Annotated in this window: 28 protein-coding genes; 12 read left to right on the top strand and 16 right to left on the bottom strand. The window is 65.3% G+C overall.

The features are described 5' to 3' along the window. The first annotated feature begins 104 nt into the window (after nucleotides 1-104). Nucleotides 105-977, top strand: coding sequence for a helix-turn-helix domain-containing protein (locus RAC97_RS16895; RefSeq protein WP_375100707.1), 873 nt, complete (start codon nucleotides 105-107; stop codon nucleotides 975-977). A gap of 140 nt (nucleotides 978-1,117) precedes the next feature. On the opposite strand, the gene RAC97_RS16890 is transcribed toward RAC97_RS16895, so the two are convergent. The 6 genes from RAC97_RS16890 to RAC97_RS16865 all read right to left on the bottom strand — a co-directional run bounded on the left by RAC97_RS16890 (nucleotide 1,118) and on the right by RAC97_RS16865 (nucleotide 7,424). After that, complete coding sequence (locus tag RAC97_RS16890; protein WP_375100706.1) at nucleotides 1,118-3,511, bottom strand: TonB-dependent siderophore receptor; 2,394 nt, start codon at nucleotides 3,509-3,511, stop codon at nucleotides 1,118-1,120. A gap of 191 nt (nucleotides 3,512-3,702) precedes the next feature. Next, nucleotides 3,703-4,680 (bottom strand): FecR domain-containing protein, encoded by a 978-nt coding sequence (locus RAC97_RS16885; protein ID WP_375100705.1) that lies wholly within the window; start codon nucleotides 4,678-4,680, stop codon nucleotides 3,703-3,705. Then, nucleotides 4,677-5,243 carry an RNA polymerase sigma factor gene (locus RAC97_RS16880; RefSeq protein WP_375100757.1) on the bottom strand — a complete coding sequence of 189 codons (567 nt, stop codon included), beginning with the start codon at nucleotides 5,241-5,243 and terminating at the stop codon, nucleotides 4,677-4,679. The genes RAC97_RS16885 and RAC97_RS16880 overlap by 4 nt, the downstream gene beginning before the upstream one ends. Beyond that, a complete protein-coding gene (locus RAC97_RS16875; RefSeq protein WP_375100704.1) occupies nucleotides 5,231-5,557 on the bottom strand; it encodes a DUF3325 domain-containing protein in 327 nt (108 codons plus the stop codon). The genes RAC97_RS16880 and RAC97_RS16875 overlap by 13 nt, the downstream gene beginning before the upstream one ends. Then, nucleotides 5,557-7,125 carry a PepSY-associated TM helix domain-containing protein gene (locus RAC97_RS16870; RefSeq protein WP_375100703.1) on the bottom strand — a complete coding sequence of 523 codons (1,569 nt, stop codon included), beginning with the start codon at nucleotides 7,123-7,125 and terminating at the stop codon, nucleotides 5,557-5,559. The genes RAC97_RS16875 and RAC97_RS16870 overlap by 1 nt, the downstream gene beginning before the upstream one ends. Then, nucleotides 7,122-7,424, bottom strand: coding sequence for a DUF3649 domain-containing protein (locus RAC97_RS16865; protein ID WP_375100702.1), 303 nt, complete (start codon nucleotides 7,422-7,424; stop codon nucleotides 7,122-7,124). The genes RAC97_RS16870 and RAC97_RS16865 overlap by 4 nt, the downstream gene beginning before the upstream one ends. Before the next feature lie 351 nt (nucleotides 7,425-7,775). Between RAC97_RS16865 and RAC97_RS16860 the strand changes: the two genes are divergently transcribed. Beyond that, nucleotides 7,776-8,117, top strand: a complete 342-nt coding sequence (locus RAC97_RS16860) for an HPF/RaiA family ribosome-associated protein (protein ID WP_375100701.1) — start codon at nucleotides 7,776-7,778, stop codon at nucleotides 8,115-8,117. 152 nt (nucleotides 8,118-8,269) lie between these two features. Continuing rightward, entirely contained in the window at nucleotides 8,270-8,566 is a 297-nt protein-coding gene (locus RAC97_RS16855; protein ID WP_375100700.1) for a DUF3509 domain-containing protein, read from the top strand. A 15-nt stretch (nucleotides 8,567-8,581) separates the two neighbouring features. On the opposite strand, the gene RAC97_RS16850 is transcribed toward RAC97_RS16855, so the two are convergent. Beyond that, nucleotides 8,582-9,055, bottom strand: a complete 474-nt coding sequence (locus RAC97_RS16850; protein ID WP_375100699.1) for a phosphate-starvation-inducible protein PsiE — start codon at nucleotides 9,053-9,055, stop codon at nucleotides 8,582-8,584. Nucleotides 9,056-9,298: 243 nt separating this feature from the next. Here RAC97_RS16850 and RAC97_RS16845 point away from each other — a divergent pair, with 243 nt between their 5' ends. Further along, a complete protein-coding gene (locus RAC97_RS16845; protein ID WP_375100698.1) occupies nucleotides 9,299-9,562 on the top strand; it encodes a YebG family protein in 264 nt (87 codons plus the stop codon). A gap of 141 nt (nucleotides 9,563-9,703) precedes the next feature. Here RAC97_RS16845 and RAC97_RS16840 read toward each other — a convergent pair whose 3' ends face one another. Next, nucleotides 9,704-10,723, bottom strand: a complete 1,020-nt coding sequence (locus tag RAC97_RS16840) for a Leu/Phe/Val dehydrogenase (protein ID WP_375100697.1) — start codon at nucleotides 10,721-10,723, stop codon at nucleotides 9,704-9,706. 123 nt (nucleotides 10,724-10,846) lie between these two features. Here RAC97_RS16840 and RAC97_RS16835 point away from each other — a divergent pair, with 123 nt between their 5' ends. Beyond that, nucleotides 10,847-11,653, top strand: a complete 807-nt coding sequence (locus tag RAC97_RS16835) for a SirB1 family protein (RefSeq protein ID WP_375100696.1) — start codon at nucleotides 10,847-10,849, stop codon at nucleotides 11,651-11,653. Here RAC97_RS16835 and RAC97_RS16830 read toward each other — a convergent pair. From RAC97_RS16830 to hmgA, 4 genes are all read right to left on the bottom strand, one after another. After that, the gene (locus RAC97_RS16830) at nucleotides 11,642-12,991 is read right to left on the bottom strand and encodes an MFS transporter (RefSeq protein WP_375100695.1); all 1,350 of its coding nucleotides are present in this window, start codon (nucleotides 12,989-12,991) and stop codon (nucleotides 11,642-11,644) included. The two genes, RAC97_RS16835 and RAC97_RS16830, sit on opposite strands and share 12 nt — an antisense overlap. A gap of 89 nt (nucleotides 12,992-13,080) precedes the next feature. Beyond that, nucleotides 13,081-13,707 (bottom strand): maleylacetoacetate isomerase, encoded by a 627-nt coding sequence (maiA, locus tag RAC97_RS16825; protein ID WP_375100694.1) that lies wholly within the window; start codon nucleotides 13,705-13,707, stop codon nucleotides 13,081-13,083. Between the two features lie 12 nt (nucleotides 13,708-13,719). After that, nucleotides 13,720-15,012, bottom strand: a complete 1,293-nt coding sequence (gene fahA / locus RAC97_RS16820; RefSeq protein ID WP_375100693.1) for a fumarylacetoacetase — start codon at nucleotides 15,010-15,012, stop codon at nucleotides 13,720-13,722. 3 nt (nucleotides 15,013-15,015) lie between these two features. Beyond that, nucleotides 15,016-16,317: a homogentisate 1,2-dioxygenase gene (gene hmgA / locus RAC97_RS16815; RefSeq protein ID WP_375100692.1), complete on the bottom strand. Its 1,302-nt coding sequence runs from the start codon at nucleotides 16,315-16,317 to the stop codon at nucleotides 15,016-15,018. 178 nt (nucleotides 16,318-16,495) lie between these two features. Here hmgA and RAC97_RS16810 point away from each other — a divergent pair, with 178 nt between their 5' ends. Then, nucleotides 16,496-17,272, top strand: coding sequence for an IclR family transcriptional regulator (locus RAC97_RS16810; protein WP_375100691.1), 777 nt, complete (start codon nucleotides 16,496-16,498; stop codon nucleotides 17,270-17,272). Nucleotides 17,273-17,481: 209 nt separating this feature from the next. On the opposite strand, the gene RAC97_RS16805 is transcribed toward RAC97_RS16810, so the two are convergent. The 3 genes from RAC97_RS16805 to RAC97_RS16795 all read right to left on the bottom strand — a co-directional run bounded on the left by RAC97_RS16805 (nucleotide 17,482) and on the right by RAC97_RS16795 (nucleotide 20,080). Further along, the gene (locus RAC97_RS16805; RefSeq protein ID WP_375100690.1) at nucleotides 17,482-18,396 is read right to left on the bottom strand and encodes an SDR family oxidoreductase; all 915 of its coding nucleotides are present in this window, start codon (nucleotides 18,394-18,396) and stop codon (nucleotides 17,482-17,484) included. 114 nt (nucleotides 18,397-18,510) lie between these two features. Then, nucleotides 18,511-19,416 carry an alpha/beta fold hydrolase gene (locus tag RAC97_RS16800; protein ID WP_375100689.1) on the bottom strand — a complete coding sequence of 302 codons (906 nt, stop codon included), beginning with the start codon at nucleotides 19,414-19,416 and terminating at the stop codon, nucleotides 18,511-18,513. Between the two features lie 208 nt (nucleotides 19,417-19,624). After that, nucleotides 19,625-20,080 (bottom strand): flavodoxin, encoded by a 456-nt coding sequence (locus RAC97_RS16795; protein WP_375100688.1) that lies wholly within the window; start codon nucleotides 20,078-20,080, stop codon nucleotides 19,625-19,627. A gap of 98 nt (nucleotides 20,081-20,178) precedes the next feature. Here RAC97_RS16795 and RAC97_RS16790 point away from each other — a divergent pair, with 98 nt between their 5' ends. Then, complete coding sequence (locus RAC97_RS16790) at nucleotides 20,179-20,598, top strand: PAS domain S-box protein (protein WP_375100687.1); 420 nt, start codon at nucleotides 20,179-20,181, stop codon at nucleotides 20,596-20,598. 88 nt (nucleotides 20,599-20,686) lie between these two features. Beyond that, nucleotides 20,687-21,304 carry a hypothetical protein gene (locus tag RAC97_RS16785; RefSeq protein ID WP_375100686.1) on the top strand — a complete coding sequence of 206 codons (618 nt, stop codon included), beginning with the start codon at nucleotides 20,687-20,689 and terminating at the stop codon, nucleotides 21,302-21,304. Here RAC97_RS16785 and RAC97_RS16780 read toward each other — a convergent pair. After that, a complete protein-coding gene (locus tag RAC97_RS16780; protein WP_375100685.1) occupies nucleotides 21,289-22,224 on the bottom strand; it encodes a MerR family transcriptional regulator in 936 nt (311 codons plus the stop codon). The two genes, RAC97_RS16785 and RAC97_RS16780, sit on opposite strands and share 16 nt — an antisense overlap. Nucleotides 22,225-22,453: 229 nt before the next feature. Between RAC97_RS16780 and RAC97_RS16775 the strand changes: the two genes are divergently transcribed. The 4 genes from RAC97_RS16775 to RAC97_RS16760 all read left to right on the top strand — a co-directional run bounded on the left by RAC97_RS16775 (nucleotide 22,454) and on the right by RAC97_RS16760 (nucleotide 24,421). Then, nucleotides 22,454-23,014: an antibiotic biosynthesis monooxygenase gene (locus tag RAC97_RS16775; protein WP_375100684.1), complete on the top strand. Its 561-nt coding sequence runs from the start codon at nucleotides 22,454-22,456 to the stop codon at nucleotides 23,012-23,014. Nucleotides 23,015-23,088: 74 nt separating this feature from the next. Next, nucleotides 23,089-23,781 carry a dihydromonapterin reductase gene (gene folM, locus RAC97_RS16770; RefSeq protein ID WP_375100683.1) on the top strand — a complete coding sequence of 231 codons (693 nt, stop codon included), beginning with the start codon at nucleotides 23,089-23,091 and terminating at the stop codon, nucleotides 23,779-23,781. A gap of 9 nt (nucleotides 23,782-23,790) precedes the next feature. Continuing rightward, a complete protein-coding gene (locus RAC97_RS16765) occupies nucleotides 23,791-24,087 on the top strand; it encodes a DUF1244 domain-containing protein (protein ID WP_375100682.1) in 297 nt (98 codons plus the stop codon). Then, complete coding sequence (locus RAC97_RS16760) at nucleotides 24,080-24,421, top strand: HopJ type III effector protein (RefSeq protein ID WP_375100681.1); 342 nt, start codon at nucleotides 24,080-24,082, stop codon at nucleotides 24,419-24,421. Before RAC97_RS16765 ends, RAC97_RS16760 begins: the two co-directional genes overlap by 8 nt. The last annotated feature ends 60 nt before the right edge of the window (nucleotides 24,422-24,481 follow it).

Genomic DNA, 24,481 nt, shown 5'->3' with positions numbered 1-24,481 from the left:
CAGCCCGCCACCCCCCACCCGCTTGCACAAACTTGCGCTTTTTCGTCGCCCCACGCTGCCAACTTCCCGCGCCCGCAGTACGATAGCGCCACGAGGAACCGCCCATGACCCAACTGACCCAGCTGCAAGTGTTCAACGCCATGAACGCCTCGCCCAACGCCCGGCTGGAGCTGAGCGCGCACCTGGGCGATGGGCTGGCGGCAGCGCTGTGGAGCAACCGCGACGACGCCCGCGACTATCAGGCGCCCAGCCACCACACCCTGTCGTGCTATATCGCCGACGGCACCGGCACCTTCCGCCGCCAGCGCCCGGCCGACAAGGGCTCGCCCGACAAACTGTGCATCATGCCGGCCGGCCACGAGTCGAACTGGGTGGTCAATGGCAGCATCCGCCTGGCGCACCTGTACATCAGCGAAGAACAGTTCGCCCTCGGCTGTACCCGCCTGCTCGACCGCGAACCCCGGGAAATGCGCCTGCAAGAGGCGACATTCCTCGACGACCCGCAGCAGGCGAGGCGCTTCCGCCAGTTGGCCACCCTGGACTGGGACGAGCCCGGCGAGCGCCTGCTGGCCAGCAGCATGGCCCACGCCATCGTCGACCACGCCGTGCTCAACCAGGCAGGCCTGCGCCAGGGCCTGAAGCTCAAGGGCGGGCTGGCGCCGCACCAGCGTCGACAACTGGTCGACTACATCGAAGCCCACCTCGACCAGCCCCTGACCCTGGGCGAACTGGCGCTACGCTGCAACCTCTCCGAATACCACTTCGCACGCATGTTTCGCGCAAGCTTCGGCCTGCCGCCGCACCAGTACCTGCTGGCGCGGCGGTTGCACCAGGCGTGCCGGCTGTTGCGCGAGGGGGCATTGCCGCTGGGGCAGGTAGCGTTGCTGTGCGGGTTCGCCAGTGCCAGTCACTTCAGCAACCGTTTCCGCCAGGCGATGGGCGCCACTCCCGGCGAGTACCGCGCTGCGTTTGGCTGAAAAGAGTTCCCTGTGGGAGCGGGTTTACCCGCGAAAAGAACATCGCGGTGTATGGCCAGGGCTTCGCCCTGGTTCGCGGGTAAACCCGCTCCCACAGGAACTGCGCTGCCCGCGCAGGCGCGGGTTTACCCGCGAAAGCCTCAGAACTCCAACGTACTGCTCAGGCTCACCTGCCGCGCATCGCCGATCGCCACGAAATTCCGGTTCACCGCCGAGCTGTAGTAGACCTTGTCGAACAGGTTCTTCACGTTCAACTGCAAACGCACCTTGTGCTCATCCAGGGTGGTCTCGTAGCTGGCGAAGGCGTCGGCGACGGTGTAGGCCGGCAGGTCGAAGTCGTTGGCCGCGTTGCCTGCACGCTCCCCCACATAGCGCGCCCCGGCGCCCAGGCGCAGGCGATCGCCGCCGAACAGGCTGCCGTAGTCGTACACTGCCGACAGCGAGGCGCCATGGCGTGCGACGTTCTGCAGGCGGTTGCCCTTGAGTTCGGGGTCCTTGGTGACCTCGGCATCGATGAAGGCGTAGCTGCCGATCAGGCTCCAGCGCTCGCTGAGCTGGCCGGTCAGGTCCAGCTCGACTCCGCGCGACTTCACCTCACCGGCATTGCTGTACAGGGTCTCGCCAGTGCCTGCATCGAAGTTGGCCACCAGCACGTTCTGCTTGGTGATATCGAACAGCGCGAGGGTGCCGGTCAGCCGCCCTGGCAGGTCGAGCTTGGCGCCGATTTCCCAGGCCTCGCCCTCCTCCGGGGCGATGGAGGCGTCCAGCACCACCCCGCCCGTCAGCGGCGCGATGCTGGAGTTCGGCTTGAACGACTCGCTGTAGCTGCCATAGAACGACAGCTGCTCGTCGACCTTGTACACCAACCCAGCATGCGGCACCCAGGCCTGGTCGCGGGTGTCGGTGTTGGCCTTGAACGGCCGTCCGCGCCCGGCGTACTGGTCGTACTGCTGCAAGCGCGCACCGGCCACGACGATCCAGTGCTCGTCCAGGTGCACTGCGTCCTGGAAGAACAGCGAATCGGTGCGCAGCTTGTCGGTCTGGTCGCTGTCGCTGGGGCGCACGGTGCTGCCCTCGGGCTCCAGGCCGTAGACCGGGTTGAGGTAGCTGAAGGTCGAGCGACTGGTCTGGCGGATCAGGTCGGCGCGGTAGACCTTGCGGTCTTCGTGGTCGAAGCCGAGCAGCAGGTCGTGCTGCATGCCGCCCAGTTGCAGGTTGCCGGCCAGGCTCAGGGTGGCGTACTGGTCACGGCTCAATGCCCCATGGGTGCCGTCGATGCTGCGGGTCAGGGTGCCGCGGGCATCGTTCACGCCCGTCACGCGCACTTGGCTGGCGTCGTAGGTCTCACGGTTGAAGCTGTAGCCGAAGTGCACTTTCCAGTCGTCGGCGAGCTGGTGGTCGACCTCCAGGCGGTACAGGTCCGAGCGCCCTTCCATGTCGTTGAAAGGTTCGTCCAGCCGGCGCTCGGCGGGGATGTTCAGCGGGTGGTTGGTGCGGTTGCTGATGGCCGTGCCGCGGTCGAACGGGTAAAGAAACTCGCGGTGCTCGTAGGCCAGCAGCACCTGGGTGTCTTCGCCAAACCAGGCCAGCGACGGCGCCACGAGGGATTCGCGGTGCACGCCATAATTGCGCCAGTAGTCTTCATCTTCGTGGTCGACAATCAGCCGGTAGGCGAAGTTGCTGTCGCCCAGCGCACCGGTGCTGTCGAAGCCGCCGCCGCTGCCGTTCTTGCCGCTGCCGTAGGTGGAGCCGCGCAGGGTCAGGGCGTTGTAGGCGGTCAGCTGCGGGCGCTTGCTGACTACGTTGATGACCCCACCCGGGTCTTGAATGCCATACAGCAGCGAGGCCGGTCCCTTGAGCACTTCGACCCGCTCGGTAGTGGCGTTCAGGGCGCGGCCCTGCACCACCGGCATGCCGTCACGCATGATCGAACCATCGCGGTTGTCGCCAAAACCACGCTTCATCACGGTGTCGGAAGTGCCGCCGAAGTTGTTGCCCTGGGTAATGCCGCTGACGTTGTACAGCGCGTCGTCGAGGTTGCGCGGGGCCTGGTCGCGAATCACTTGGGCCGGTACCACGTTGATCGCCTGGGGGATGTCCTGGTTGGCGCCCTGGCCACGCATGATCGACGCGCTGGACGGCGGCTGGTAGCTGTAGGCGTCCATCTGCGAGCTGATGGTGGTAGCTTGCAGGTTGAGCGCGCCGGAGGTGTCCAGCGCCTCGAGGGTCAGGGTGCGCGCGTCGAGGCGGCGCCAGGCAAGGCCCGAGTTGCCCAGCAGCTGTTGCAGGGCCTGCTCGGCGCTGAAAGCGCCATTGAGCGCCGGGGCCTGCTGGCTCGGCAGCTCCAGGGTGTACACCACGCTCTGCCCGGTGGTGCGGCTGAAGGCGTTGAGCGCCTGGGCCAAGGGCTGGCTGGGCTGGTCGAAGGTGTACAGTTGCACCTGCTCGGCGGCACCGGCAAGGGGCGTCACCGCCACGGCGGACAAGGCAGAAATACCGAGCCAGAGGGAGACGCAACGCGGGGTGAACTTCATGGACGCTGACCTGTGAGAGAGCTGAATGTTTGCGAATGAATCGCACTTCCACCCAGTACACGGATGTCACGTCCTGTTACCTCATCCGGGTTTTGAAAAAATTCTGGTTTTTTTTGCAGCGGCCCATGGCCTGTTCGCGGGCGAGCCTGTTCCTGCAGGTATTACGAGGGCTCGCGATGAGGCCAGTGCCCTCAGCGCAAGACCGTCAGCCGCCCCAGCACCGTCTGGCGCGAGAAACCCAGCACCTTGCCCAGCGAGTCCAGCGCCACCAGCGGTTCCCCCACCGGGAAGCTGCCGCTGACCTTGCGCTGCCCCAGTTCACCATCGAGCAGCAGGATGCGCCCTGGGTAATACCGACCCAGGTCCTCCACTACCTGCGCCAACGGCACCTGGTAGTAGTTCAACCAGCCCTGGCGCCACGCCAGGCGGTTGTCGCTGTCCACCGCCCGCACGTCCCCCGTCACGCCCTCGCCATAGGCCACCTGCTGATTGGCGGTCAGCTCGCGCGCAGCCTGACCCGGCGCGGCGCTCACTGCCACGCGCCCGCTGCGCACCGTAACCTGTGCGCCCTCGCCCTGCCCGCGCACCTCGAACTGGGTCCCCAACACGCGCACCTCGCCGCCCGCCGCCTCGACCAGGAACGGCGCGCCGGTGTGGGTCACTTGGAAAAACGCCGCCCCACGCAGCAAGCGCACGCGCCGCTCGCCGTGTTCGAAGTCCACGGCCACCGCGCTGCCGGCATCAAGGGTCAGGCGCGACTGGTCGGCCAGCGTCACCTGGGTGATGTGCTCGGCGCTGCGGTAGTCGGCGCCCAGGTCCTGCAACCAGTACTGCGGCTGCCAGCCCGCCAGGCTGCCCAGCGCCAGTACCAGGCAGGCCGCCGCAGCCAGGGCGCCACCGCGTTGCCGCCAACGACTGCGCGGGCGCTGGATGGCCTGCAGGTACAGGGCAAGCTGGGTGTGCTCCGCTTCGGCCAGTCGCGCCGCGGGAGCCTCGCTCAGTTGCCAAAGCGCCTGGGCATCGGCGTAGGCCCGGCGGTGCGCGGGGTCGGCCAGTAGCCAACGCTTGAACGCCACGCCCTCGGCCTCGCAGGGCTGCTCGTTGATGCGGCTCAGCCAGCCCAGGGCTGCGCGGGACTGCTCAGCAGTGATCGGGGTGTCGAGGCTCATCGTCGGTCGCTCCCTGGCCTGCGCAATGAAGTCGCGGGTTCGGCGACACTCGCCTTGCACGCTTCGAGGGCGCGCATCATATGCTTTTCCACGGTGCTCTGGGACACCTGCATGGCCTTGGCGATGTCGCCGTACTTGCAACCATGGATGCGGTTGAGCAGGAAGATCTGCCGGGTACGTTCGGGCAACGCGAGCAAGGCCGCCTCGATACGGCGCAGGTCGTGGTCGACCTCCAGGGCCTGCTCGGGGGCCTGGGCCGAGGTTTGTTCGTCGTCAATCAACAGCCCTTCGGCCACACGGCCACGGCTGCCTTCGCTGCGCAGGTGGTCGATGGCCAGGTTGCCGGCGCAACGCAGCAGGTAGGTGTCCAGCGCCTCCACCTTGACCTGGGGCCGGCGCCAGAAACGCAGGAACAGTTCCTGGACCAGGTCGCTGGCCGTCGCTCGGCAGCCTACACGGCGGCTGACCAGGGCCTCCATGCGCCCACGCTGGGCCAGGAATACCTGGAGAAAGCGTGCCCGGCCGCCCGCCTCGTCGGTGTCGTGCTCGCTCACCCGCCGAATACCGCCAGCAGCGGCGCCAGCACTACACTGGCTGCGGCCAACCCAAGCAAGAGGCGTGGCTGGTAGGGCAGGCCGAACACCCACAGGGTCAGCCCGGCCATCAGTATCGCGCTCCACTCCACCACACCATTGGCCATGCCGCGCCAATGCAGCGCGAGCCCCACCGCCAGCAGCAACAGGCCCCAGCCTGCAGCGCGCAGGGCACGCAACTGGCCGCTGCGCGGTTGGCGCCCGAGCAGCTCGACGAAGTGTTTTTCCATGGCCAGGCACAAGGCGGCCAGCCCAGCGAAGGTGAACAAGGCCACGCTTAGCATCAGCCTGCCTCCAGCGCTTGGGCATTGGCCGCTCGCGGGGCGCGCTGCTTGCCAGGCCTGGGCTGGCGCAGCATTCTGGCGCTGGCCCAGGCCAGGAACAGCCCGGTGCCCAGGGCCGTGAAGTCGAAACCGGCCATGGCCCAATCGCCCACGGCAATCGAATGGTTCAAGCCCTGCCCGGTAGTCAGTGCGTTCAGCAACGGCAGCAAGGCGAACGCCAGGGCCCCCAGCGCCAGCTGCTCGCCCCAGGCACACCGCCCTGGGCGCAACATGGCGTGCGGCAAGGCCAGCAGCCAGACCATGAAGAACGCATTCACCTCCCAGTCGGCACGTCCCTCCAGGGCCATCGGCAGCAGGCGGTTGGCCCAGAAGAACGCCGCCACGCCCAACAGCAGGCCGCTCATGCTGACGATATTCAGCACCTCGACCAGCCGCAGCTCACCCGGCAGGCGCTCGCTCTTGGCGTGCTTGAGCTGGCGCTTGCCCAGCCACATCACCAGCCCGGTGCCGATCACCGCCGTGCCGGCGATACCAAAGACGAAATACAGCCAGCGCAGCCAAGGCCCGGCGAAATTGCCCATGTGCAGCCCGGCAAAGGTGAAAGAGGTCATCATCGCCGCGCTTTCCGGCGCGCCCTGGGACAGCAGCGCACCGGTAGCCCCGTCGAAGGTCCAGTTGGCGCTGCGCTGGTAGGCCACCGAGTCGGCTGAAGCGCGGGTGAAAGTAGCGCGGGCGTTCTGGTCCCCAGGGTTCTGTACCTGGAGATAGCCCATGCGTGCGCCCGGCACCTGCTCCTGCACCTTGGCGTACAGGCCCGACAGCGGCACCAGCGGCGCGGCCACACCGACCGCCCTGGGCGTCTCGTCGCGCCCGAACAAGTCATTGAAATAGCTGTTGGGGTTGCCGTAGCTGGCCAGGATGCCGGCCGGCATGACCAGGTACATGAACAGCACCAGGCTGCTGTAGCTGATCATCAGGTGGAACGGCAGCACCAGCACACCGATCGCGTTGTGGCCATCGAGCCAGGAGCGTTGGCCCTTGCCGGGGCGGAAGGTGAAGAACTCCTTGAAGAACTTCTTGTGGGTGATGATGCCGGTCACCAGGCCCAACAGCATGATGAAGGCGCACAGGGTGCTCAGCCAGCGCCCCCACGGGTAAGGCATTTCCAGCTGGAAGTGGAAGCGATAGAAGAAGTCGCCGCCGCGGCTTTCCCGGGCCTCGACCGGCTCGCCACTGCGGGCGTCGAGTTCCTTGCCGGTGAAGCCGCGCCGACCACCACCGTTCGGGTCGCGCCAGCTCACGCTCAGCGCTGCTTCGCGCTCGTTGGGCAGACGGATGAACCAGCTGCTGGCATTGCCGGCGTTGGCTGCGAGGTAGCGCTGGGCCATGTCCAGGCTGGCTATCGGGTCCAGTGGGTAGCTGCGGATTTCCGGCTTGCTCCAGTGGTTGATCTCTTCCTTGAAGTACGACAGCGTGCCGGTGAGGAAGATGGCGAACAGCAGCCAGCCAAAGACCAGGCCGGTCCAGGTGTGCAGCCAGGCCATGGACTGGCGCAAGCCTTCTTTCATGGTTGCTTCATCCAGTAGGCAAACCCGCCGACCACGCCCAGCACCAGGCTTGGCGCCAGCACGCCGAGCCAGGCACGCCAGGCGCTGCGGCAGGCGAAGCACCAGAGAAAGGCCAGCAGGTAGAAGACGAACGACAGCATCATCCCGGTAAGTGCCGCGTCTACCTGGGCACCGGGCATCAACAGGCTGATGCTCACGGCGGCAGTAGAGGCCAGCAGGTAGCCACCAAACGCCGCCGCCAGGCAACGTGAGGCCACGGCCAGGCGGTAGCTGGGGGGCAGGCCGGCTTTGCTTTTCATGGCGGCGGTCCGGGGTGACGGGAATGGGGGTGCAATCTTAATGATTTCAATTCTCATAAGCAAAGTCTGAAAGACAGGGTGCAGCCGCCTTCGGCCTCGACCCACCCGGTTTGAGCGGGCTTGCCTGCGAAGAGCTGCACCAAAGCGTGATCCGGGGTGGAGGGTGGGTGCACCGGCTGGCGCCAGGTTTGCCCCGCGTCGAGGCCGCAATTGCTACAAGAAATTTATCTGGACAAGGGGGTTGAAATCGTCGCGAGGATCCCTGACCTTAGAGTCAAGAGGCGATGCTTTTCCAAGGGCCTCACTGGCCTAGGCACGTCTCTGGCGAGCAAGCTGAATAAGGATTGAATCATGCAAATCCAGGTCAACAGCAGCAATCACATCCAAGGCAATACCCGTCTCAACGAGTGGGTTCGCAGCACGCTGGAAAGCACCCTCGAACGCTACGAAGATGACCTCACCCGCATCGAGGTCCATCTGCGCGACGAGAACGGCGACAAGCCCGGACCGCACGACAAGCGCTGCCAGATGGAGGCTCGCCCCAAAGGCCATCAACCGATTTCCGTGACCCACACTGCTGCTTCGCTGGACCAGGCCGTCGATGGCGCCGCCAGCAAGCTGAACAACGCGCTGGAACACTTCTACGGCAAGTTGCGCAGCAAGCGCGTGGTGCTACAACCCAGTGAAGAGTGACGCATGACTCAAAACGCCCGGCGCATGCGCCGGGCGTTTTCATTCAGGCCCGAAAATTGCGGGCCCTATTGCAGGCAAACCCGATCAACGGCCCTGAACCCTCGTCCATCAACAACGGTCAACCCCTTCACATTCTCTGGCAGGCCAAGCCCATGACCAACCCTTTCGACCTCATCAGCGACGCCTTCGCCCCGCAATACCGGGTCAACCTGAGTATCGAGCGGCTCGACGGCAGCATCATGCTGACCCTCTCGGACGACACCGGCGTGGTCGCCAAGCGCCTGATCAGCCAGGCCCAGCGCAACGACCCAGCTCGCCTGAGCCGAGTCATCGACAGCATCCGCTTCGGCCTGGCCATCGAACAGGGCCACAGCGCCCTGGAGATTCTTGCGGCAATGACCGAAGGCAATCGCAAAGTGCATTGGCAGGCCGACCGCCTCGCGCACTGAGGCGGCGACTACCCGTCAGACCTTGCCGTCGTCCAGCTCCTTGCCGCTGGCGTCGATGGCCTTGGTCGAGGGGTAGCGGTACGAGGCGTAGCGCACCACCAGGATCGCGAACGCCAGCAGCAAGATCCCGCCACACAGGTACAGCAGCCCGACATCTGGCGCCTTGTGGTGCGACACATCGCCGATCAGCAAGCGCGTCAGCGCAGTGATCGCCACGTAGAGCAGGAAGCGGATGGGCATGTGGTTGGTCTTGAAGTAGATCCCCACCATCGCCCCCAGCTCCAGGTAGATGAACAGCAGCAGGATGTCATCTACGCTGATTCCTCCTTTGTCGAGCATGTCCAGAAAGGTCATCACCGCCGCGTAGGCGGTGATCGCACCAATACCGAACAAGGCCAGGTAGTGAAACGACTCCACGCACAGGTTGCCCAGCGAGTCGGCATAGCCATGCAGGCACTTGCGCAGTTTTTCAGCCCATTTGGTGTTCACGATCTTCGATTCCCCGATACGACATGAAGGATGATGCGTCACCTCTGTGACGCTTGTGCCATGCAGTTAAAGGGCCAGGCCCCTGGGTTGGAAGGCGACCGATTGCCGCAAGGCACCTATGGGCTACGCTTTTGCCGAATGTAAAAAAGCCATCATCGGAGGTTGCGCGAAGATGGTCGATGCCATTACTGTACATAAATACAGTTATCCAACCCAATCAGCAAAAAGGCACAGAGGTGATGAATGGCCGTCGAAGTGGTGTACCGCAGCAGCCGCGACCCGGAGCGTTTGTTCATGGATAAGGCCGAAGCCGATCGTCACGACAAGATGCTCGAGCTGGCCGAACGGCTGGCCGAGGTACTGCAAAAGGCCGTGCCATCGCTGACCGAGCAGCAGGTGGAGGAAGCGGGCATCTACATGGCCAAGAACCGCGATGTGTTCGCCCGGGCATTCAAGAGCCAGCCGGATGCGCTGGGTGAGTTGCTCGAGGGTGACGGTCAGGAGTGATCCTCAGAACAGCGCATTACCTGTGGGAGCGGGTTTACCCGCGAACGGGGCGAAGCGCCGACCATACACTGCGGTGAATGGCCAGGGCTTAGCCCTGGTTCGCGGGTAAACCCGCTCCCACAGGGTATCGAGCCAGCACCTTCAGCCGTAAAGCAACCGCTCCGCCAGCATCTGCGCCACCCTCGCCGGCGAACGTTTCTCGGCCTGGGCATGGGCGAACACCTCGGTCAGGCGCGAAGGAATGCGCGCCAGGTGCGCCGTAATGGTGCCGATGTCCTCGCCGCGGTGGGTCAGAGCCACGTAGATCAAGCCACCGGCATTGATCACGTAGTCGGGGGCATACAGGATGCCGCGGCTTTCCAATTGGTCGGCCACCTGCAAGGTGGTCAGCTGGTTGTTGGCCGAACCTGCCACCGCCGCACAGCGCAGTTGCATCACGCTCTGGCCATTGAGTACCGGGCCTACCCCGCAAGGCGCGAAGATATCGCACGGCGTGCTGAACAAGGCGTCATTGGTCACCGGGTGGGCGTTGAACTGCTCCACGGCCAGGCGCACCCGCCCAGGGTCGAGGTCGCTGACCAACAACTCCGCCCCCGCCGCGTGCAACTGCTCGGCCAGCGCATAGCCCACGTTGCCCAACCCCTGTACTGCCACGCGCAAGCCTTCGAGGTTGTCGCTGCCCAGCCGCGCCATGGAGGTGGCACGGATGCCGGCGAAAACGCCCATGGCCGCATGGGGCGAGGGGTCGCCCGAGGACGTGGTGCTGGTGACGTGCGGCGTGGTTTGGGCGATGCAGTCCATGTCCAGGGTCGAGGTACCGCTGTCCACCGCCGTGATGAAGCGTCCCTGCAGGGTGTCGACGAAACGCCCGAACGCCTCGAACAGCGCCGCGCGGTTCTCCACATGGGGGTTGCGCACGATCACCGCCTTGCCGCCGCCGAACGCCAGGCCCGCCAGCGCCGCCTTGTAGCTCATGCCCTGGGCCAGGCGAATGGCATCGCTCATGGCGCTCTCATCGTCGGCATACGGCAGGTAGCGGCAGCCCCCCATGGCCGGCCCCAGACGCTCGCTGTGAATCGCCACCACGGCCTTCAACCCCGTGGGCGGGTCGATGAAAAGGTGCAGGGACTGGGTGCGTGTACTTTGCATGAGCGCGAACATCGACTGGCTCCCCAAGCGGTGCTGGTTCCAGTATAGGCAGGCTGCTACCGGGCAGGTCACGGCCAGACCACTGGACGAAACCCGGCCCCAGGGCTAAAAGATAAGCGTGTGTGGAGACGCCTCATGAACTCACGTCAAGCCTGCCTCGCCTGCCTGGACCGCGACCCGGTCGCTCTGCTGGAAGCCACCCTGTGGATCGCCGCCGAGCATGATCGCCAGGTCGACCCGTCCGCTCACCTGGTGCAGCTCAACGACCTGCACCGGGAAGTCAACGCCAGCCTGCCCATGCTGCCGCTGGCCGAGCTTGCGCAACCCCTGCTGCGCCAACTCAATGCCCTGGGCTTCCAGCAGGACGAATACCTCCCCCTGCGGCCACAGGCGGCGCTGATGGACAAGGTGCTTGAGCGCCGACGCGGCCAGCCATTGATGCTCGGCATCCTGGCCCTGGGACTTGCCAGTCGCCTGTCGATTCCGCTGGAAGGCGTGAATTTTCCCGGGCACTTCCTGCTGCGCGTGCCCGGTGCCGACCACCTGCTCGACCCCTGCGGCGGCCGCCGCCTGTACCCCGCCGACTGCCGCGAGCTGCTCACCCGTCAGTTCGGCCCGCAGCAGGCCCTGGTCGCCGAACACCTGCGCAGCGCCAGCCCGGCGCAGATCCTGCAACGCCTGTCGCGCAACCTGCGCCAGTTGCACAGCAGCAACGACAACGACCTGGCCGCGCTGGTCGATGCCGAGCGGGTGATGCAACTGGGCCCGGCCCAGGTCGGCGACTACCTGGCCCGCGCCACCCTCTACCAGCACCTGGACTGCCCCCAGGCCGAGCGCTTCGACCTGGAGCACGCCTTGCTGCTCAGCGACGACCCGGTGCAACGCCTGAAACTCAGCGAGCGTCTGGGCCAGTTGCCCCACGCCAGCCGCTCAATCCACTAAAGCGCTGTCCTGCACCCGCCGCGCCACACGGTGTGGGGTACGCACCTGGCTGATCAACAGCGCGGCAATGACCGCAGGTAGGGCGCAGAAGAAGAAGATCTTCTCCACCGGCATGTGCATGGCCAGCAACAGGCTGCCGAACAGCGGCCCAAGGATCGAGCCGAAACGCCCGACACCCAGCGCCCAGCCGGCGCCGGTTGCGCGCACCTGGGCGGGGTAGAAGTTGCTGACGAAGGCGTTGAGGGTGAGCTGCCCGCCAATGATGCAGAAGCCAGCGGCGAACACACTGGGCACCAGCCAGCGCGGATCATCGTGGTTCAGCCCCACCGACACGCTGAACAACGCTGCGCCCAGCAGCACCATGGCCAGCAGGTAGGCCTTGTTGGCCATGCGATCGGCGCACCAGGCCAGGCACACCGCGCCAAAGGTGCCGGCGAACAGGAACAGCGAGGTGACCAGGTTGGCCTGCTTCAGCGCCAGGCCGCTGTCCTGCAACAGCGATGGCAGCCAACTGATCATGAAGTACAGCAGGATCAGGCTGACGAAGAAGGTGCCCCAGATCAGCAAGGTCGCACGGGCGAAGCCATCGCGGAACAGCCCCAGCACCGCCAGCTTGCCAGCTGTCGGCTCATCGGCCGCGACCTGCGCGGCAGGCACCTCCCAGCCCGGCAAGAAGCGCGCCGCCAGCTCCTGCAAACGCGCATAGGGCGGCGCATCGCGCAGCAGGCGGGGCAACGACTCGGGCAAGAAGCGCAGCAGCAACGGGAACAACAGCAACGGCGCAACGCCCCCGGCAAGGAACACGGCCTCCCAGCCGAAGCGGTCGATGAAGCCTGCGGCAACGAAGCCCCCGGCCGCACCGCCCAGCGAGAAGCCGCAGGCGGCCAGGGTCACCATCAGCGTGCGCAGGCGCGGCGGCGCGTAGTCGGCCATCAGCGCCATGGCACAGGGCATCGCGCCCCCCATGCCGATGCCGCAGAGAAAGCGCGCCAGCATCAGGCTGTCGAGCGAGGTGGCGAAGACCATCAGCAAGGTCAGGCTGGCGTACAGCACGACACAGCACAGCAGAACCCGGCGTACGCCGAAGCGGTCGGCCAGCGGCGTGATGGTCAGCGAACCGACGGTGAGCCCCAGCAGGTTGGCACTGAACACAGGACCGAAGGCGGCCTTCTCCAGGCCCCAGTCCTGGGCCAGGGCAGGGATGACGTAGCCCAGTACCTGGGCATCGTAGCCGTCGGTGACCAGCAGCAGGATCAATAGCACCAACAGGCGCCATTGGTAGGACGACACCGGGCGCGCGTCGAGTGCCGCACGAAAGCTGACTATCTGGTTTTGCATCGCAAGGTACCTGGTTGTTGTTTTTATGGAGAGACGCTGTCTGTACTGACCTCTCCGCGGGCAAGCCCGCGAAGAAGCCACCACTGTTATCAAGGTGTATCGGGTTGCCGCGCCGGGTGCGCCTGGGCAAACGCCGGGTGCTGTTCAGCCAGCGCCGCCACCCGTCGAATACGGGGGTAACCGCCCAGGTCGACATTGAACCGCTGCGCTGCATACACCTGGGGAATCAGGTACACATCCGCCAACCCTGGCCAATCACCGAAACAGAAACCCTCATTGCCAATCAACCGTTCCACCGCTGCAAGCCCCTGGCCGATCCAATGGGCGATCCACTGGTTGACCTCCTGTTCCTCATGCCCCAGCCCACGCAGCTGGTTGAGCACGCTCACGTTGTGCAGCGGGTGCACATCACAGCCGATGATCGCCGCCACCCCACGAACCTTGGCACGCGCTTGGGCGTCGCGCGGCAGCAGCGCAGGCGCGGGGAAGGTCTCCTCCAGGTATTCGATGATCGCCGGCGACTGCACCAGCAGTTCGCCGGCGTCAGTACGCAAGGCCGGCACACGCCCCTGGGGGTTGAGGGCCAGATACTCGGCACCGCGCTGCTCGCCCTTGAGCAAATTGACCGGCAGGGCCTGGTAGTCCAGGCCCTTGAGCGCCAGGGCGATACGCACTCGGTAGGAAGAGGTGGAGCGGTAGTAGGTGAACAGTTCCATCGCCCCGCCTCCTCAGTGCGCTGCGCGGACGATGCCGCGGCATTCGCCGAAGCCGATGCTGGCGAAACCTTCACGGGTGCAGCGGGCGCGCAGGATGATCTCGTCGCCGTCCTCGAGGAACTTGCGGACTTCGCCACTGGCCAGCTGCACCGGCAGCTTGCCGCCTTCGGTGATCTCCAGCAGGCTGCCGAACGAACCTGGCTCTGCACCAGACAAGGTGCCCGAGCCGAACAAATCGCCCGGTTGCAGTTGGCAGCCGTTGACGCTGTGGTGAGCGACCATCTGCGCCACGGTCCAGTACATGCTGCGGGTGTTGCTCAGGGTCAGGCGGTGGGCCGACAGGCCCTGCTCGCGCATGCGCTCGGTGAGCAGCAGCACTTCCAGCTCGATGTCGAAAGCACCGCCCGCCTGGTCGCGCTTGTCGAGCAGGTACGACAGCGGTTGCGGGTCGCCTTCCGGACGCGCCGGCTGGGCGCAGCGGAATGGCTCCAAGGCCTCGGCGGTGACGACCCACGGCGAGACGCTGGTGATGAAGCTCTTGGACAGGAATGGGCCCAGCGGCTGGTATTCCCAGGCCTGGATATCCCGCGCAGACCAATCGTTGAGCAAACAGAAACCCGCCACGTGCTCGGCCGCATCGCCTATCGCAATGGCCTGGCCCATGTCGTTGCCCTGGCCGATCCAGATGCCCAGTTCCATCTCGTAGTCCAGCCGCGCGCAGGGACCGAAGCTCGGCTCGGTTTGCCCGGCCGGCAAGGTCTGGCCCTTGGGGCGGCGCACGTCGGTGCCGGAGGCGCGGATGGTCGAGGCGCGGCCGTGGTAGCCGATCGGCACGTGCTTGTAGTTGGGCAGCAGTGGGTTGTCGGGGCGGAATAGCTTGCCAACGTTCTTGGCGTGCTCGATGCCGACGTAGAAGTCGGTGTAGTCGCCGATCTTGGCGGGCAGGTGCAACTGGCATTCGCTGGACGGGTACAGCGCTGCCTGCAAGGCGCCTTGGTGCGCGCTGCCCTCGCCCAGCAGCTCCAGCAGACGCTCGCGCAGGGCCACCCGAGCCGGGCGACCCAAGGCGAAGAAGGCATTCAGAGCGCCGCCCTGGGCAGCCTCGACCGCCGCCTTGGCCAAGCCGTCGAACAGGCCCGCCGCCAACACGGCTTCAAGGTCGAGAATGGCCTCGCCGATGGCCACGCCACAGCGCGGTGCCTGGCCCTGACGGCTGAAGATACCCAACGGCAGGTTCTGCAGCGGGAAGTCGCGATGCCCGTTGGCGTGTTCTACCCAGCTGCTGGCATTGGCGATGTGGTTCATGGGTTATCTCCGGTTAGGGTTGAAGGTGCTCGGCAGGGTCGCCCAGCAGCTGTCGTAGTCGGCCTGCAATTGCGGGCATTCGAGGGCCTGCTGGCTCGGGCGCAGCACTTGGCTGGTCTCGAACATGAACGCCATGGTGGCGTCGATCTTGTGTGGGACAAGGTCTGCGGCAATGGCCTTGGTGCAGGTCTCGGCGTCCGGTCCGTGGGCGCTCATCACCCCATGCAGAGAGGCGCCGCCCGGTAGGAAGCCTTCGGCCTTGGCGTCATAGGCGCCGTGGATCAGGCCCATGAACTCGTTCATCAGGTTGCGGTGGAACCAGGGCGGGCGGAAGGTGTTCTCGGCCACCATCCAGCGCGGCGGGAAGATCACGAAGTCCATGTTGGCCAGGCCGTGCACGCTGGTCGGCGAGGTAAGCACGGTGAAGATGGACGGGTCGGGATGATCGAAGCTCACCGTGCCGATGGCGTTGAAGCGACGCAGGTCATACTTGTACGGCACATTGCTGCCATGCCAGGCGACCACGTCCAGCGGCGAATGGCCCAGCTCGCAGGCCCAGTGTTCGCCGAGGAACTTCTGCACCAACTGCACCGGGCCCTGGGTCTCTTCGTAATGGGCGACGGGGGTGAGGAAGTCTCGCGGGTTGGCCAGGCCGTTGCTGCCGATCGGGCCAAGGTCGGGCAGGCGCAGCGGAGCGCCATGGTTCTCGGCGATATAGCCACGCGCCTGGCCATCCGGCAGCTCGACGCGAAACTTCATGCCCCGCGGGATCACCGCGATCTCAAGGGGCGCGACCTCGAGCACACCAAGCTCAGTGGCGATGCGCAAACGCCCCTGCTCGGGCACCAGCAGCAGTTCGCCATCGGCGTTGAAGAACACCCGCTCCATGGAGCGGTTGGCGCAGTAGATATAGATGCTGACGCCTGCCGACTTTTCGGCTGGGGCGTTGGCCACCATCGGCAGCCAGCCCTCGATGAAGTCGGTGGGCTCGCTCGGAATCGGCTGTGGACTCCAGCGCATGCGGTTTGGGTTGGCCGCCCCGAGCGGGCCTGCAAGGGGTTGACGGGCCAGGCGCTCGAAGCGTGGGTGCAGCGCCGAGGGACGAATGCGGTACAGCCAGGTGCGTCGCAGCTCGCTGCGCGGCATGGTGAATGCCGTGCCCGACAACAACTCGGCATACAAGCCGTAGGGCGCTTGCTGCGGCGAGTTCTGCCCGACCGGCAGGGCGCCGGGCAGCGCTTCGCTGGCGAATTCGTTGCCGAAGCCGCTCAGGTACTGGAGTTCAGGGGAGGTGTCGCGGGTCATCTATGCCTCCGGGCTCGCCTGGAGCCTTTACGGGCAGTGGGCTGCGGAGAGGGCCTGGCGACCTTCCGCAGCGCGTCTGCATTGTTTTTATCGTAATCAGATTACGAATAACGTAATTTGCTCCGAGAAAGGCGTCAAGCTATAAAGGCGCCACCTGTCACGATGGACACGCCCTCCCATGGCCAAAGCCAGCTCCCCCAGCGACAACGGCAAGCAGAAGGTCCGCTCGGCGGAAGTCGGCACCGATATCCTCAAGGCACTCGCCGAACTTTCCCCGTCCACCTCGTTGTCGCGCCTGGCCGAACACGTGCAGATGCCGGCCAGCAAGGTGCACCGCTACCTGCAGGCATTGATCGCCAGCGGTTTCGCCGAGCAGGACCCGGCCACCAACCACTATGGCCTGGGGCGCGAGGCGCTGCGCGTGGGCATGGCGGCGCTGGGCAGTATCGATGTGCTGAAGGTCGCGACCCTGCCGCTATCGCAATTGCGCGATGAACTGAACGAAAGCTGCTTCATTGCCGTGTGGGGCAACCAGGGTGCCACGGTGGTGAACATCGAGCCGGCAGTGCGTGCAGTCACGGTGGTGACCCAGATCGGCTCGGTGCTGCCGCTGCTCAGTTCGTCCACCGGGCTGGTATTCGCCGCCTACCTGCCGCCGCGCGAAACGGTAGAGCTGCGCGACCGCGAACTGGCGGCGTCCGGCCACCGCGTGGAGGACTACACGGCGCTGCTGGCACAGATACGCGAACGCGGCCTGCACCATGTGCATGGTTTGTTGATGCCGGGTGTGGATGCGTTGTCGGCACCGGTGTTCAACGCAACGGGGGGGATCGCGGCGGTTATGACCGTGGTGGGGCCGGCCTCGATCTTCCATGCCGACGAGCATGGGCCGGCGGCCGAGCGTCTGCTTGCGGCGGCGCGGGCTACCAGCTGGCGAATGGGCTACGAAGCATAGGCAAAGCGGACTTTTACCCAAAAGGTAATGGTGAATGTCGCGAAGGGTTGTTTTTCCCAAGGGATCAAGGGGTTAAGATTTTCTCGCTGGCATGCACGAAAAGCGCTCCCTCCTGCTTTTCCGGCAGCCATGCCCGACGTTGATTTTGAAGCTCCTTGATCTGACGTCCTGCCTGGCCGCTGCGATTGCAGCGGCCTTTTTTATGCGCTTCAGCCCAGCGGATACTTTTGCAGGTTGGCCATCATCTGCTGCAACGCCTGCAAGCTGTCCTGCGGGTGCACCGCACCTTCGAAATCGCCGATGCGCTCCCAGTTGTCCGCGACCTGCTCCGGGGTAAAGCCCTCTCGCGGATCGAACCCCACGCCCAGGCTGCGCTCCCAGCGCACCTTGCCTACCCAGCCGCCGCCCACTTCGAACAGCTCGCCGCTGTCCTGGCACTGCTCGCTACCCAGGTACACCACCAGCGGGCTGATGAGCTCGGGCTTGAGGCGCTCGAACACCTGCGGCGGTATCAGCCCCTCGGTCATGCGCGTACCGCCGGTGGGGGCGATGGCGTTGACCAGGATGCCGTGCTTGCGCCCTTCGATGGCCAGGGTACGGGTCAGGCCGTAGAGGCCGAGCTTGGCCATGCCATAGTTGGCCTGGCCGAAGTTGCCATAGATACCCGAGGTCGAGGCGGTGAAAATCACCCGCCCCCAGTTACGTTCGCGCAAGTGCGGCCAGGCGGCGTGGGTAACCTTGTAGGCGCCCTCCACGTGCACGCGATAGACCTGGTCCCAATCGGCGTCCTCCATCTTGTGGAAGGTTTTGTCGCGCAGTATGCCGGCATTGTTCACCAGCACATCGACGCGGCCGAAGCTGTCCAGCGCCTGCTCGACGATACGCGCACCCTCACCGACCGAATCGTGGTTGGCCACCGCAGTGCCGCCAGCGGCGCGGATTTCCTCCACCACGCGGTCAGCCGCCGAGGCGCTGGCGCCCTCGCCATGGGTCGAGCCGCCCAGGTCATTGACCACCACCTTGGCGCCACGGGCCGCGAACAGCAGCGCATGGGCGCGGCCCAAGCCGCCTCCGGCCCCTGTGACGATCACCACGCGATCTTGCAGACGTACCGGTTCGCTCATGCTCAAGGCTCCAGTCAAGGATAAGGGTGCAGCCAGTGTCCGCGAGCCCAGGGCTGTGGACAATCAAGCGCCCAGGCGCTGAATGGCAGGCGATAAGACAGATTGATCGCCCGGTCAGGACCAGGCGACCTTCTGTGGCAGGTAGCCCATGGGTTGTTCGCGAAACGCCAGGTAATGGCGCAGCACCTGCACCGGTGCTTCGGTATGCGGGTAATGGCCGATGCCTTGCAGCACCACGGTGTCCGGCTCGGGCACCAGTTGCCGGTAGCGCTCGACCATATGCGCACCCGACAGCGGGTCGACCGCGCCATTGATGAAGCGCAGCGGCACGCCTTCGCGCTGCAGCGCCGCCACCCAGCGCTCGCGCTGGCGGAAACGCTCCGGCACACAGGCCATCAGCTTGTGCAGGATACGGGTGCCCCGGTTGGACACCATCAGGCTCCAGCAGTCATCCAATGCGCTCTCGCTGGGGTGGGTGCAGGGGCCATAGACCTGGCTGACACTGCGCACCAGGTCGTCGCGCCCGAACGAGCGCGCCACCAGCCAGCCCAGGGGGCTGAGCAGCAACTTTTGCACCAGCAGCAGCGGGCACTCCTCCGGGAACAGCGCACCGTTGAGGAACGCGCAACTGGCAACCTCGGCGCGCCCCTCATGGTGCCGCGCCAGCAGCTCTTGGGCGACGCTTGCGCCATAGTCGTGGGCCAGCAGGTGCACCGGCTGCTCGATGTGCAGGTGCTCGAGCAGCGCCTGTTGCAGGTCGGCCTGCTCCAGCAGGCTGTAATCGTGGTCTACGGGCTTGGCCGAATCGCCGAAGCCGAGCATGTCGCAGGCCACCAGGCGAAAACGCTGGGCCAGCGGGGCCCACAGGTAGTGCCAGTCCCAGCTGGCGGTTGGGAAGCCATGGATCAACAGCAACGGCTCTCCCTGCCCTGCTGTCCAGTAGCGGATGCTCTGGCCCCGGAAGGTAAAAGCCTGACCCCGGGTACGCCAGACGCACAATGGAATTTCGGCCAAAGGCATCGGTTTTGTCCTGCGGGTCAGGGATTGAGGGTGCGGATATAGGGCAAGGCTGCGTTCATTGCATGGGCCTCGGCACTTGCATGTGCTCTCTAGGAATCACCTATGTCGAGGCACAGTCTAGTCAGGCACTTTCACGGCGGAACTCGCCTTGGCAGCCAGCTTGATGACCGTGCGAGTCAGCGGCACGAACGGTCGTCAAGCCCGAGCGTCAGCCTCGCAGCGCCACGACGAGCTCTGCCAGCCATGGCTCGGCATCGGTCTCGGGGGTCACGGTCTCGCTGGCATCCAGGCGCAGCATCGGCAGCACTTCGCGCAGGCCCAGCTCGAGGAACAGCTCGCGCAACTGCTCGCCACCGCCGCAATAGGTGTCGCCATAGCTGGAGTCGCCCAGGGCCAGCACTGCCCCGGGCAGACCGCGCCACTCGGCCGGCAAGAGGTCGCGGATACTGCTGTACAGCGGCATGATGCTGTCGGGCAGCTCACCCATGCCGGTGGTCGAGGTTACGCCCAGCAGCGCCTGGGGGGCGAAGCCACGCAGGTCGTCCAGGGTAGCGCGGGCGGCGTGCCAGGCTTCGAAGCCCGCAGCCTTGAGCAGGTTTTCAGCGTGGCGGGCGACTTCGTCGGCGGTGCCATACACCGAGCCAGAAATAATGACGACTTTCATCGGGAACAGATTCCGAAACTAAGTGAAAACGTAGGATACTAGCATCCACCAGTGGCAAAAGGCCGCCCCGCTGACCCTCTTCACCCAACGACCTGACCATGATCAACGCACAACTGCTGCAAGCCATGATCGATGCCTCCAACGACGGCATCGTAGTCGCTGAACAGGAAGGCGACGACACCATTCTGATCTACGCCAACCCGGCATTCGAACGGCTTACCGGTTACCAACGCAACGACATCCTCTACCAGGATTGCCGCTTCCTGCAGGCCGACGACCGCAACCAACTGGCCCGTATGCGCATCCGCAAGGCCATGGCCGAAGGCCGACCCTGCCGTGAGATACTGCGCAACTACCGCAAGGATGGCAGCGCGTTCTGGAACGAGCTGTCGATCACCCCGGTGTACAACGAAGCCGACCAACGCACCTATTTCATCGGCATCCAGAAGGATGTGAGCCGCCAGGTAGAGCTGGAACAGGCACTGGCCGAAGCCAGGAAACGCCTGCACGATGCCTGAGCCGACCGATGACACTGAACCAACCGTCTCGCGTGCGGTCAATCGCCATGAAGAACCCCGCAGACCACCGCCACCCCCGAGCCCAAGCATGCAAGCAGACGCCCTCCTGACCCAGGATGAGCTGGACTTCATCCACAACATGCAGCATGCACCGCAGCTGAACCTGGCGGATTCCATGTCGAGCCTGCTGGTCAATGGCGACCGACGCTTGCAGCAGTTGCTTACCCGCCTGGTCGCCAACGAACAGGTCACCCTCCAGGCCCAGTTCAACAACCAGCAAATCACCTTTCCACTGCAACTGGTCGAGGACGAGTTCCACGCCCTGCACCTGCAACTGGGCTCGCCGGCCATCTATGAAGACGGCCCGAAGCTGCGCCCCTGGCGGCTGTCGATGGACCAGCCGAGCCCGCTGATCGATGCCCGCAACAACCCAAGTTCGCTGTGGGTGCGCGACATCTCCTTCAAAGGCGCGCTGCTGCAGATCGCCAACGGCGCCCTGGTACCGAACCATTTCGACCTGTACTTCGCCCCGCCCGGCATCCAGCCGATCGCCCTGCAAGGCGTGCTGCGCCGGCGCATCGGCCCGGACCTGGCCGCCTACGACCTGGCCCGCAGCGAAGCCGACGAGATCGAACGCCTGCGCGAGTACATCCTCCAGGCCCACCGCCGGGCGCACCCGGAGCTGCACACTCAAGTATCGAGCTGACCGGCCAGGTACTTGCGCAGGCGCCGACGCATATCCCCACCTTGCGCACCCAGGCAGGCCACCGGCCCGCCTTCGAGGCTGTCATGGGCCATTTGTGCCGCCTCTCCGGCTACCAGCACCGGGCACTTCAGCGCCAGGGTCAGGCGCGCCAAGCGACGAGCCAGGTCCGCTGCCGGGCGATGATTGGCGAACAGCACCAGCGCATCGGGGCGCAGCCGCTCACACACCAACGCCAGCTCCGCGAACGGCTGCTGCGGCGCGAGCACCGTCACGGCCACTTCTTCGCAACTGAGCACCAGGCCTGCGACCAGCAACTCCAGCTCAGTGTTTTCAGGGCCAAGCGGCGCCAACAGTACCCGGCGCGCCTTCGGCTCGCGCAGCCGCAGCAGGCGCTGCACTACATGCCCGCGCAAGAACTGATCGAGGAACAGCCACTCACTGCCCTGGCCATAACCGCCCGGCTCGATGCGCAACCCCTCCCACACTGGCAGGAATACCTCGCCCAGCACCTGCTCTGGCGAATGGTTGGCGAACAGCGTCTCGAACAATTGCTCCAGCGCGTGGCTGTCGAACGCCTGCGCTGCCTCGCGCGCCTGCGCCTGCCAGCGCGCCTGCCCTTCCAGGTTGTCGCTGACCCAGACTTCCTGGGCCTGGCTACGGGCCAGGATGCTACCGACCTTGCTCACCGCCACGCCACGGCGCAGCCAGCCGAGAATGCTGCCGATGGTGTCGATGTCGGCCTGGGAATAGAGGCGATGGCCGCTTTCTGTACGGGTCGGCTGGATCAGCCCGTAGCGGCGCTCCCAAGCACGCAGGGTCACCGGGTTGACGCCCGTCAGGCGCGCCACCTCGCGGATGGGGAACAACTCCTGGTCGGCCAGGCTCTGCTCGGCCTCACAGGCTGCAAGCGACTCATTCATGGGTGTGAAAACTCTGTCTTGTAGATATGTAGCGGCCATTTTACGCATGGGATGTTCCATTGGTCAGCGTAGCCACAAGTCGACCGGCACTGACGGGTCACGATTTATACGCGATAATCCGCGCCCGATTCATGCACCCATTCTTGCATGCAAACCTGCGTCGCCCACCACCCCGGGCACAGGTCAGAGGGGCCAGCTACCCGCCAGCCCCGTCGTAAGGAGATACACGATGTCTACCCCACCCGTCACACTGATGGTGTCACGCCGCGCCGCCCGTGGCCGTTTCCAGGAACTGCTGGCCTGGTTGCACGAAGGCGAGCAACTGGCCACCGACTTCCCTGGCTACCTGGGCTCGGGCATCCTCGCACCGCCCGCCGATGGCGACGAGTTCCAGATCATCTTCCGCTTTACCGACGAAGCCACCGTGCAGGCCTGGGAACATTCCGCCTCGCGCCGCGCCTGGCTGCAACGCGGCGACGGCCTGTTCGAGCGCCCCAGGGAGCGCCGCGTAACGGGTCTTGACGACTGGTTCGGCACCGAAACGGTGCAAAAGCCTCCACGCTGGAAACAGGCCACCGCCATCTGGCTGGCGTTCTTCCCGGTGTCGCTATTGTTCAACCTCTTGTTCGGCCACTGGTTGGCGCCGCTGGGCCTGGTACCGCGCGTGCTGCTCAGTACCCTGGTATTGACACCGCTGATGGTCTACCTGTTCATCCCGCTTTCCACCCGCTTGCTGGCGCCCTGGCTGAACCCTGCCGACGACACGCCGCGCGGCCTGCGCAGCCGCTGAGGCCAGCCACGCAATAGGGAAGCAGTTCGGGTATGCTGGGGCATCACTGCACGAACAAGTTGACCGCCGAGAACATGAACAGCCCCATCCTCATCACCGGAGCCAGCCAGCGTGTCGGGCTGGCGCTGGCCTTGGCCCTGGCCAGTGCTGGCCACACGGTCGTCAGCGCCAGCCGCAGCATCCGCCCCGAGGCCGCGCACCCGAATATCGTCCAGTTCCGTGCCGACCTGTGCCAGGAGTCCGACCGCCAGGCCCTGGTGGCACACCTCAAGCAGCACTATGACGGCCTGCGTGCGATCATCCACAACGCCTCGTTGTGGCTCGACGACAACCTGTGCAACCTCGACACCATGTTCCGACTGCATGTCGAGGCGCCCTACCACCTGAACCTGGCCCTGGGCGAGCAGTTGGCCAAGCTCGACAAGGCCGACATCATCCACATCTGCGACGAAACCTCCTCGCGCGGCAGCAAGGGCCATATCGGCTACGCCGCCACCAAGGCGGCGTTGCAGAACATGGTGCTGTCGTTCGCCGAAAAATACGCGCCGAAGGTGCGTGTGAACGGTATCCTGCCAGGCCTGCTGATCCTCAAGGAAGACGGCGACGAGGCCTACCGCCAGCAGACCCTGAAAAAGGCCCTGCTGGAGTTCGAGCCTGGTGCCCAGCCGCTGATCGAAGCGGTGATGTTCCTGCTCGAAAGCCAGTACAGCACCGGCAGCCAAGTGGTCATCAATGGTGGCCGCCACCTGAAGAACCGCATGACCTGAGAGAAACCCATGACCCCGCAACAACAGCTCGAACTCGAAGCCGCCGCGTTCCGGCGCCTGGTCGACCACCTGCAAAAGCGCACCGACGTGCAGAACATCGACCTGATGAACCTTGCAGGCTTCTGCCGCAACTGCCTGTCCAAGTGGTACAAGGCCGCCGCTGACGACCGCCAGCTCGACCTGAGCCTGGATGACGCCCGCGAAGCGGTGTACGGCATGCCCTACGCCGAGTGGAAAGCCCAGCACCAGAAAGAAGCCAGCGCCGAGCAACAGGCGGCGTTCGACCAAGGAAAACCCCGTGACTGACCTGAACACCCTGCGCCAAAGCCTTGCCAGCGGCGAGCATGCCTTCGCCGATACCCTGGCTTTCGTGGCCGCGAACTACCAGTACCAGCCCCAGGCCTTCAACAACGGCGGCGTGGAAAACGCCGCCGGGCAGAACGAAGGCTCTTGCAAGACCCTGGGCCTTGCCCTGCTGGAAGGCCTGAGCGACCAGGAAGCCCTGCAGGCTTTCGGCGAGCATTACCGCAGCGTGCTGGCCACGCCCGAGGGCAGTGACCACGGCAATATCCGGGCGCTGATCCGCCATGGCCTGGCAGGCGTGAAATTCGCCGCGCAGCCGCTGGTGCGTAACGCCTGAGAAACACAAGGCCGCCACCCTGGGGGGGTGGCCTTGTGTCGCGATTGGAGGTCACCGCCC

Origin of the sequence: Pseudomonas sp. LS_2 (assembly GCF_042709235.1) — a bacterium.
Classification (GTDB): domain Bacteria; phylum Pseudomonadota; class Gammaproteobacteria; order Pseudomonadales; family Pseudomonadaceae; genus Aquipseudomonas.
This window is presented reverse-complemented; position numbering and strand designations above follow the sequence as displayed.